Origin of the sequence: Nocardioides sp. (assembly GCF_004803405.1) — a bacterium.
GTDB lineage: Bacteria > Actinomycetota > Actinomycetes > Propionibacteriales > Nocardioidaceae > Nocardioides > Nocardioides vastitatis.
Genome location: NZ_SSXI01000031.1, coordinates 1 through 8,028 on the forward strand (window position 1 = coordinate 1; position 8,028 = coordinate 8,028).

At 69.0% G+C, this 8,028-nt stretch carries 5 protein-coding genes and 1 pseudogene; 4 read left to right on the plus strand and 2 right to left on the minus strand.

The features are described from left to right. Positions 1-179 precede the first annotated feature (179 nt). On the minus strand, positions 180-2,006 hold the full coding sequence (locus E7Z54_RS02220; RefSeq protein ID WP_136431383.1) for a phosphoenolpyruvate carboxykinase (GTP): 1,827 nt from the start codon (positions 2,004-2,006) through the stop codon (positions 180-182). Between the two features lie 1,281 nt (positions 2,007-3,287). Here E7Z54_RS02220 and E7Z54_RS02225 point away from each other — a divergent pair. Further along, positions 3,288-4,799, plus strand: coding sequence for a GGDEF domain-containing protein (locus tag E7Z54_RS02225; RefSeq protein ID WP_168798124.1), 1,512 nt, complete (start codon positions 3,288-3,290; stop codon positions 4,797-4,799). On the opposite strand, the gene E7Z54_RS02230 is transcribed toward E7Z54_RS02225, so the two are convergent. After that, positions 4,699-5,214, minus strand: coding sequence for an Lrp/AsnC family transcriptional regulator (locus tag E7Z54_RS02230; protein ID WP_136431385.1), 516 nt, complete (start codon positions 5,212-5,214; stop codon positions 4,699-4,701). The genes E7Z54_RS02225 and E7Z54_RS02230 overlap by 101 nt on opposite strands. A 153-nt stretch (positions 5,215-5,367) precedes the next feature. Between E7Z54_RS02230 and hppD the strand changes: the two genes are divergently transcribed. From hppD to E7Z54_RS02245, 3 genes and pseudogenes are all read left to right on the plus strand, one after another. Then, positions 5,368-6,573: a 4-hydroxyphenylpyruvate dioxygenase gene (hppD, locus tag E7Z54_RS02235; RefSeq protein ID WP_136431386.1), complete on the plus strand. Its 1,206-nt coding sequence runs from the start codon at positions 5,368-5,370 to the stop codon at positions 6,571-6,573. A gap of 22 nt (positions 6,574-6,595) precedes the next feature. After that, a complete protein-coding gene (locus E7Z54_RS02240) occupies positions 6,596-7,795 on the plus strand; it encodes a homogentisate 1,2-dioxygenase (RefSeq protein WP_136431387.1) in 1,200 nt (399 codons plus the stop codon). Further along, positions 7,795-8,028: pseudogene (locus E7Z54_RS02245) on the plus strand (hypothetical protein); the annotation flags it as partial. The gene E7Z54_RS02240 and the pseudogene E7Z54_RS02245, both read left to right, overlap by 1 nt.

An 8,028-nucleotide genomic window follows, 5' to 3' on the forward strand; every position in this document is an offset into this window, starting at 1 on the left:
AGGCCGAGCGGTGGCGCGAGCACGGCGCCACCACGTTGCGGGGCCGAACCGAGGAGACGCGGCTCGCCGTGCCGGTGGGCTGAGTCCCGCGACGACGCCGCGCGGGCGAGACGCCGAACGGCCCGCACCCCGAAGGGTGCGGGCCGTCCGGCGAGCACGGGCAGGCCGTGCTCGATGGATCAGGCGTTGTCGAGCGCGTCCGCCACGCGGCGGTGCGCCTCCCAGATCTCCTCCGGAAGGCCCTCGAACTGGGCCAGGTGCTTCTCACGGAAGCCGATCTCCTGCTGCCAGCGCTCGATGTCGATGGTGAGCACCGTGTCGAGATCGGCGAGCGCCTGCTCGTCGAGGCCCTCGAGCAGCAGCTCCTCCTTCTTCGGGAGGACGCCGACCGGGGTCTGCTGGCCCTCGACCTCGCCGTTGAAGTACTGCATCAGCCACACCAGCGGGCGGAGGTTCTCCCGGTAGCCGGGCCACAGGAAGCGGCCGTCGTCGCCGCGCTGGAACCAGTTGACGTGCGCGAAGATCGGCTTGTCCGTCGCGCGGCCGATGACCTCGAGCCAGTGCGCGGCGTAGTCGGCCTCGGGGTAGGACATGAACGGGCGCATCGACATCGGGTCGTAGCGGAGCACGCCCTCCAACCCGTCCGCGGCAGCGGTCGCCTCGGCGCCCAGGGTGAGGCCGTCGTACACGCCCTCCGCGACGTCGTGGATGGCCCGGATCAACGGCTCCCGGTCACGGGTGCGGCCACCGAAGATGATGCCGTGGATCTCGACTCCGGCCGGGTCCTCGACGTCCTTGGCGACGTTGGGGACGTTGCCGAGGGTGGTGGTGAAGCGGCTGTTGGGGTGCGCCCACGGGTCGCCGGCCTGGTCGGAGGTCCGGTTGGCGATGACGTCGCCCTTCCAGTCCGTCCAGCCGTCCAGGTCGGTCGGCGGCTCGGGAGTCTTCCCCTCCCACCAGACCTCCTGGGTCTTCTCGTTGTACGCGACGTTGGTGAAGATGGCGCCGGTGCCCGGGACGATCGAGTCGATCGCGGTCGGGTTCGTCTTCTCGTTGGTGTCCTTGGCGACACCGAAGACGCCGTACTCCGGGTTCATCCCGTAGAGCTTGCCGTCGTCGCCGACCCACAGCCACGCGATGTCGTCACCGTAGAACTCGACGTAGTAGCGGTCACCGAGCGCGTCGGGGGCCAGCGTCATCGCGAGGTTCGTCTTCCCCGAGGCCGAGGGGAAGCCACCGCAGATGTGGTACTTCCTGCCGGTCTCCTTGTCGGTGATCCCGAGCAGCATGAACTGCTCCACGAGGAAGCCGTTCTTCCAACCGTCGTAGGACCCCTGGCGGAGGCCGTGCGCGATCTTGCCCAGCAGGGCGTTGCCGCCGTAGGACGAGCCGAAGTGCAGGATGGTGCGCTCGTCGGCGACGGTCACGAAGTAGCGCTTGTCGTCCGGCGTCCCCTGGCCGAGGTTCTCCAGGTCACCGGTCACGTGCACGGCCTTGACGAAGGAGTCGCCCAGGTCGTTGATGAACTCCACGCCCACCCGGGACATGCGGATCATCTGGAGCACGACGTTGCGGTTGTCGGTGAGCTCGACACCCGCGGCGAACTTCTCCAGCGGGGAGCCCTTCGGTGCCATCAGGTAGGGGATGACATACATCGTCTTGCCAGCGGAGGCGCCGGTCATCAGCTCGACGAGCTTCGGCTTCATCTCCGACGACGGACGCCAGTTGTTGTAGATACCCCTGTCCGCCTCGTCGTTGGTGGCGACGATGGTGCGCTCCTCGGCGCGTGCCGTGTCCTTGAAGTAGCTGCGCGAGTAGTAGAGGCCGTCACCAGCGGGCAGAAGCTCACCCGCGTCGAGGGATTCCTGGACCAGCCGCGCGTCGTCGGCCGCGGAGACGATCTCCACCCGCGCGGCCCCCGTGATCGCGGCCCAGTGTGCGACGTACTCCCGAACGTGCGGGTTCGTGAGTCCCGCTTCGTCGAGCGTCCGCTCCACATCCACCATGCTTCTCGCCAGCCTTTCGGTCCTTGTTAAGGGTGTGGGCACGCTACCCCACAGCGCACCCGGCTCCAGCCGGGGCGCGAATCGCCCGATCCATGGACACCGTCGTCCGTCTTGGGGTCACCATGGCACCACGCAAGGGCGGCGCGCACATCCGGGGGGGCCGGAGTGAGGCATTCCATACCGAACGCGCGATTGGATCGATCCAGAGCGCATTCGGGCGGTTTCGCGGCCTCGGTCGACACCAGGTCGAGGGCTCGGCGCGCGACCATCGGGCCGCAGATTTCCCCGTGCCACGCTGCTGCCCACGGTCTCGGGCCGCACGAGTCTTGAGGCCGCGCGCGACCGGGTCGCCCGCCTCTCGGGCGATCGTGCGGCGGGCCGGGACCGGAACCGCCACCTTCTCGGTGAGGATCCCCGACGACTTCGAGACCGTCGGCACCGCGTCGCCGCCGACAGACCCAGCTGGCCTGAACCGCTGTGTGCCCAGCTGGACGGGCACCGCTGAACCTGCACGACTGAAGGGTGTGCTCCGAGCTTCGGAGTACACCCTCTCAGCGGGCGCGGGGCCCGGGCGTGCGGCGTCCAACTCCGGGCGGGTTGGCCCGCGCCCCGATGGGTAGGACCCACAGTGCCGTCGACACCACGCGATAGGAACAGCGATGAGCTACCCGCCCCCGTCCTCCTCGTCTTCGACACCGAGCGACACGCGAGGGCGGCCCAGAAGGAGCTGGCCTCCGAAGAGCTCGAGCTGCCCGCTGGCAGCACGTTCCCGTCGTTCGTCAAGGGACGGTGGAACTCCAGCGTCTACGGCAACCTCATCGGGGTCACCATCGGCACGACGAACACCAAGGTGCGGGACAAGCGGCTCACGTCGAATGGTCACCTACATGAACGCCGACGACCGCCTCGCGCCCTCCTTCAAGCTGTGAGGAATTTTACTTTCATTCCGGTGACAACGGCGGCGCGATCTGTCAGTCTTCTCTCGCCGCCGCAGGAGACCCGAGACTCCTGCGGCGGCTACCATTTGCGCCGACCATCTCGCCCCCGGCACTGCGGCATTCACCAGCGGGGCCTTGGTCCCCGTCGCAAGGACCGAACGGCCCCTTGGTACCGGAGCGCGAGTGCGTGCAGACTCCAGAGGCAGTGGACCTCCGACGTTGGGAACGCGATGAGCGCTGAGACCTCTCCCGCGCCCGCCATCGGCTCGTCGCCGACGAAGCCGGTGGCTCCCCCTGGTTCGGTCGTCGACGCCCGAGATCCGATCTCGTGACCATGCGGGCAGTGCAACCGACAGCCCGCCCCGCCTACGTGGCACTGGGCGGCGGGCTCCTGCTCTGCGCGTTGTACGCATCCCGGGCCGCGGAGCCTGAGGGAGCGGTGCTCTACCTGCTGGGCGCCGCCTCGGGCACGGCGCTGTGCTGCGTGGGCGCGTCGCGCATGCCGCCGGGCGCGCGCCACATCTGGTGGGCGCTCGCCGCCGGACAGGCTCTGTTCCTGCTCGGAGACGTGCTGTACGTGCTGATCGAGAACGTGCTGGGCGGCGACCCCTACCCCTCCGTGGCCGACGCGGCCTACCTGGCGTCGTACCCCGCCCTTGCCGCCGGACTGCTGTGGCTGGTCCGGATCAGGCAACGCGGGCGTCAGCGCGCGGCCCTCCTCGACGCCGCGATCCTCACCACGGCCATGGCCACCGCTGGATTCGTCTTCATCGTGGAGCCGTCGGCCGCGGCCGGCGGCGGAAGTGTGCTCGAGAACGTGGTCGCGGGCGCCTACCCGGCAGCCGACGTGCTGCTGTTGGCGCTGCTCGTGCAGATGTTCATCGCGGGCATGCGAGCGAACGTCGCGTCATGGGCCCTGGTCGGGGGGATCGTCGCACTGCTGGTCGCTGACCTCGGCTACGTCGCCTCGGCACTCACGGACACCTCGCACCCCGCGTGGATCGACCTGGGCTACCTGGCGTCCTACCTGCTGATCGGCTTCGCCGCCGTGCATCCCTCGGCCCAGGCCCTGTCGGAGCCGACGCCGATCCGCAGCAGCCGCAGCCTCGCTCGCCTTGCGTGGCTCGGTGCGGCACTGATCCTCACCCCGGTGACCGAGTTCGTCGCCGGACAAGACGCCGACACCGATCACCACGGCTCGGTGGTGATGCTAGCCGGCGGATGCCTGATCGCGCTTCTCGTGGTGCTCCGGATGGCCGACCTGGTCCAGCAGCTCCAGTACAAGGCCGTCGAGCTGGCTGCTCTGGCCCGCAGGGACGGGCTGACCGGGCTGGCGAACCGTCGTACGTGGGACTACGAGCTGTCCCGCGTCTGCGACGCCGCCCGCAAGGAGGGCACCACGCTCCACATCGCCGTCCTCGACATGGACCACTTCAAGAGGTTCAACGACGAGCACGGCCACACCATGGGCGACATGGTCCTCCGCGGGACGACGCAGGCATGGGCCGACCTCGTCCAGGGTCGCGGCTTCCTCGCCAGGTACGGCGGCGAGGAGTTCACCGTGCTCCTTCCCGACATGGGCCTGACCGAGGCCGAGGCGCTGCTCGACCAGATGCGACGAGCGGTCACCCACGACCAGACATGCTCCATCGGGCTAGCGACCTGGGACCACCGCGAAACGCCGGCCGACCTGGTCGGACGGGCCGACGGCGCCCTCTACCAGGCCAAGGGCGAGGGGCGCGATCGGATCGTGGTCAGTGCTTCCGATAGGCCGGAGCTCGCCGGCTCGGCGCCGGCTCCGCACTCGCCAGCAGAGGAAGCACCCGAGGCTCGACCAGCACAGACAGCACCATGACACTGGTCGACCGCACGACCGACGGCGACTTGTCGATGTTCACCAGGGTCGCCTGCAGCTCCGGGTGGGACTGGGTCGCGACCCGGCAGAGGACGTCGAAGGATCCGGTCGTCACGTAGGCCTCGAGCACCTGCGGGATGGACGCCAGATCCTGGGAGACCTCATCCAGGGCTCCCTGGGCGATCTCCAGCGTCACGAAGGCCTGCACCGGGAACCCGGCGGCGGCAACGTCGATCGAGGGATCCCAGTCTGCGATCACCCCGGCCTCCTGCAACCGGCGGAGCCGGCTCTGCACGGTGGCGCGGGCGACCTTGGTGAGGCGGGACAGCTCGAGGTCACCAGCGCGGGGGTGCTCGGTCAGCGCCGTGAGCAGCGCCAGGTCGAGCCGGTCCAGCGGCAAGGCGCTTCGCTCCATGCCCGCCACGATAGACGATCTGCATAGTTGCTAGACCCCCTACCGGGCCAGATCCGGCGCTCTGCCTACCTACGGATGGGCAGGTTGTCATGTTGCGAGAACGGGTGTTGCCTTCATCTCATCACCCCGTTCCGGCGCACGAAAGGACCCACCGTGTCCCTGCAGGAGACGCTGACCAGCGAGGAGCGACTCGCCGAGCTGGACCTGGAGACCCTCAAGCAGCTCGTCGGTCTCGTCGAGTACGACGACCACGACGACCCGTTCCCCGTCATCGGCTGGGACGCGGCCGTGTGGGCGGTCGGCAATGCGGCCCAGTCCGCCCACTTCTTCCAGTCCGCACTCGGCATGGAGCTCGTTGCCTACTCGGGGCCCGAGACCGGCAACCGCGACCACGCGGCCTACGTGCTCAAGAGCGGTGCGGTGCGGTTCGTGCTCAAGGGCGGAGTGAGTCCGAGCAGCCCCATCCTCGACCACCATCGCCGGCACGGCGACGGCATCACCGACATCGCGCTCGAGGTGGTCGACGTCGACCGCTGCATCGAGCACGCACGCGCCACGGGCGCCACCGTGCTGGAGGAGCCCCACGACGTCAGCGACGAGCACGGCACCGTCCGAGTCGCCGCGATCGCGACGTACGGCGAGACCAGGCACACCCTCGTCGACCGCTCCCGGTACGACGGTCCCTACCTGCCGGGCTACGTGGCCCGCACGTCGTCGTACCGCAAGAGGGACGGGGCGCCCAAGCGGCTCTTCCAGGCCCTCGACCACATCGTCGGCAACGTGGAGCTCGGCCGGATGGACGAGTGGGTGGACTTCTACCGCCGGGTCATGGGCTTCACCAACATGGCCGAGTTCATCGGTGACGACATCGCCACCGAGTACTCCGCGCTGATGTCGAAGGTCGTGGCCAACGGCAATCACCGGGTGAAGTTCCCGCTCAACGAGCCGGCCGTCGGCAAGCGGAAGTCCCAGATCGACGAGTACCTGGAGTTCTACGACGGCCCGGGAGCCCAGCACCTTGCGCTGGCCACCAACGACATCCTCCGCACGGTCGACGCGCTGCGTGACGAGGGGATCGAGTTCCTGCAGACCCCGGACTCCTACTACGAGGATCCCGAGCTGCGCGCGCGGATCGGAGAGGTCCGCGTCCCGATCGAGGAGCTGCAGAAGCGGCGGATCCTCGTCGACCGCGACGAGGACGGCTACCTGCTGCAGATCTTCACCAAGCCCCTGGGCGACCGGCCCACGGTGTTCTTCGAGTTCATCGAGCGGCACGGCTCGCTCGGATTCGGCAAGGGCAACTTCAAGGCCCTCTTCGAGGCCATCGAGCGCGAGCAGGAGAAGCGCGGGAACGTCTGACGTCCCGGGCGAGGAGAACGACATGGCGCACTACCAACGCAGCGGGACCGTCCCGCCCAAGCGGCACACCCAGTTCCGCGGCGACGACGGCAGGCTCCGCTACGAGGAGCTGATGGGCGAGGAGGGGTTCTCGTCGGACTCCTCGCTGCTCTACCACCGACACATTCCCTCCGCCGTGGTCGAGGCCCGTACCTGGGACCTCGGCGACCAGGCGACGATGCCGAACCACCCCTTGATCCCACGCCACCTCAAGCTGCACGAGCTGTTCGCCGGCCAGGAGTGGAAGTCGTTCGACGCCGTCACCGGACGCCGCCTCGTGCTCGGCAACGCCGACGTCCGGATCAGCTACGTCGTCTGCGGCGAGACCTCCTCCCTCTACCGCAACGCCGTCGGTGACGAGTGCGTGTACGTCGAGGCCGGGTCCGGCACCGTCGAGACCGTGTTCGGCGACCTCGAGGTCGGGCCGGGTGACTACGTCATCCTGCCGCGGGCCACCACGCACCGCTGGGTCCCCGGGGAGCAGCAGCCGCTGCGTCTGTACGTGATCGAGGCCAACAGCCACATCGGCCCACCGAAGCGCTACCTCTCCCGCTACGGCCAGCTCCTCGAGCACGCTCCGTACTGCGAGCGGGACCTTCGGGTCCCCACCGAGCCGCGGATCGTCGAGGGGGAGAACGTCGAGGTCCTCATCAAGCACCGGGGTCCGGGCGGTCTCGCCGGCACCGTCCACGTCCTGCCGCACCACCCGTTCGACGTGGTGGGCTGGGACGGCTGCCTCTACCCCTACGCCTTCAACGTCAGCGACTTCGAGCCGATCACAGGGCGCGTGCACCAGCCGCCGCCGGTCCACCAGGTCTTCGAGGGCACCAACTTCGTGATCTGCAACTTCGTCCCGCGCAAGGTGGACTACCACCCGCTGTCCATCCCGGTGCCGTACTACCACTCCAACGTCGACTCGGACGAGGTGATGTTCTACTGCGGCGGCGACTACGAGGCGCGCAAGGGAGCGGGGATCGGCCAGGGGTCGATCAGCCTGCATCCGGGTGGCTATCCGCACGGGCCGCAGCCAGGCGCGTACGAGAACTCCATCGGTGCGGAGTTCTTCGACGAGCTCGCGGTCATGGTCGACACCTTCCGGCCGCTCGAGCTCGGCGAGGGCGGCCGGGCCTCCGACGACGGCGAGTACGTCTACACGTGGGCACGGACGGCGGAGGACTCGTGATGACGCCGACCGTGCTCGACACCGCCGTCCTCGCCGGGTTGTGCGACGACGCCGCGATCTTCCCACCGGGCAGCCTGCCTCTCCACCGGGCGGTCGCGGCCCACCTCGCCCACCGGGAGGCGCCGCACTCCACCCTGGTCGGCCCGCTCGTGGTGAGGACCGCCGATCTTCCGGCGCTCGCCCGGATCACCGCGGGCCGGACCCCTGGCAGCGTCGACCTGGCCGTGACGGTG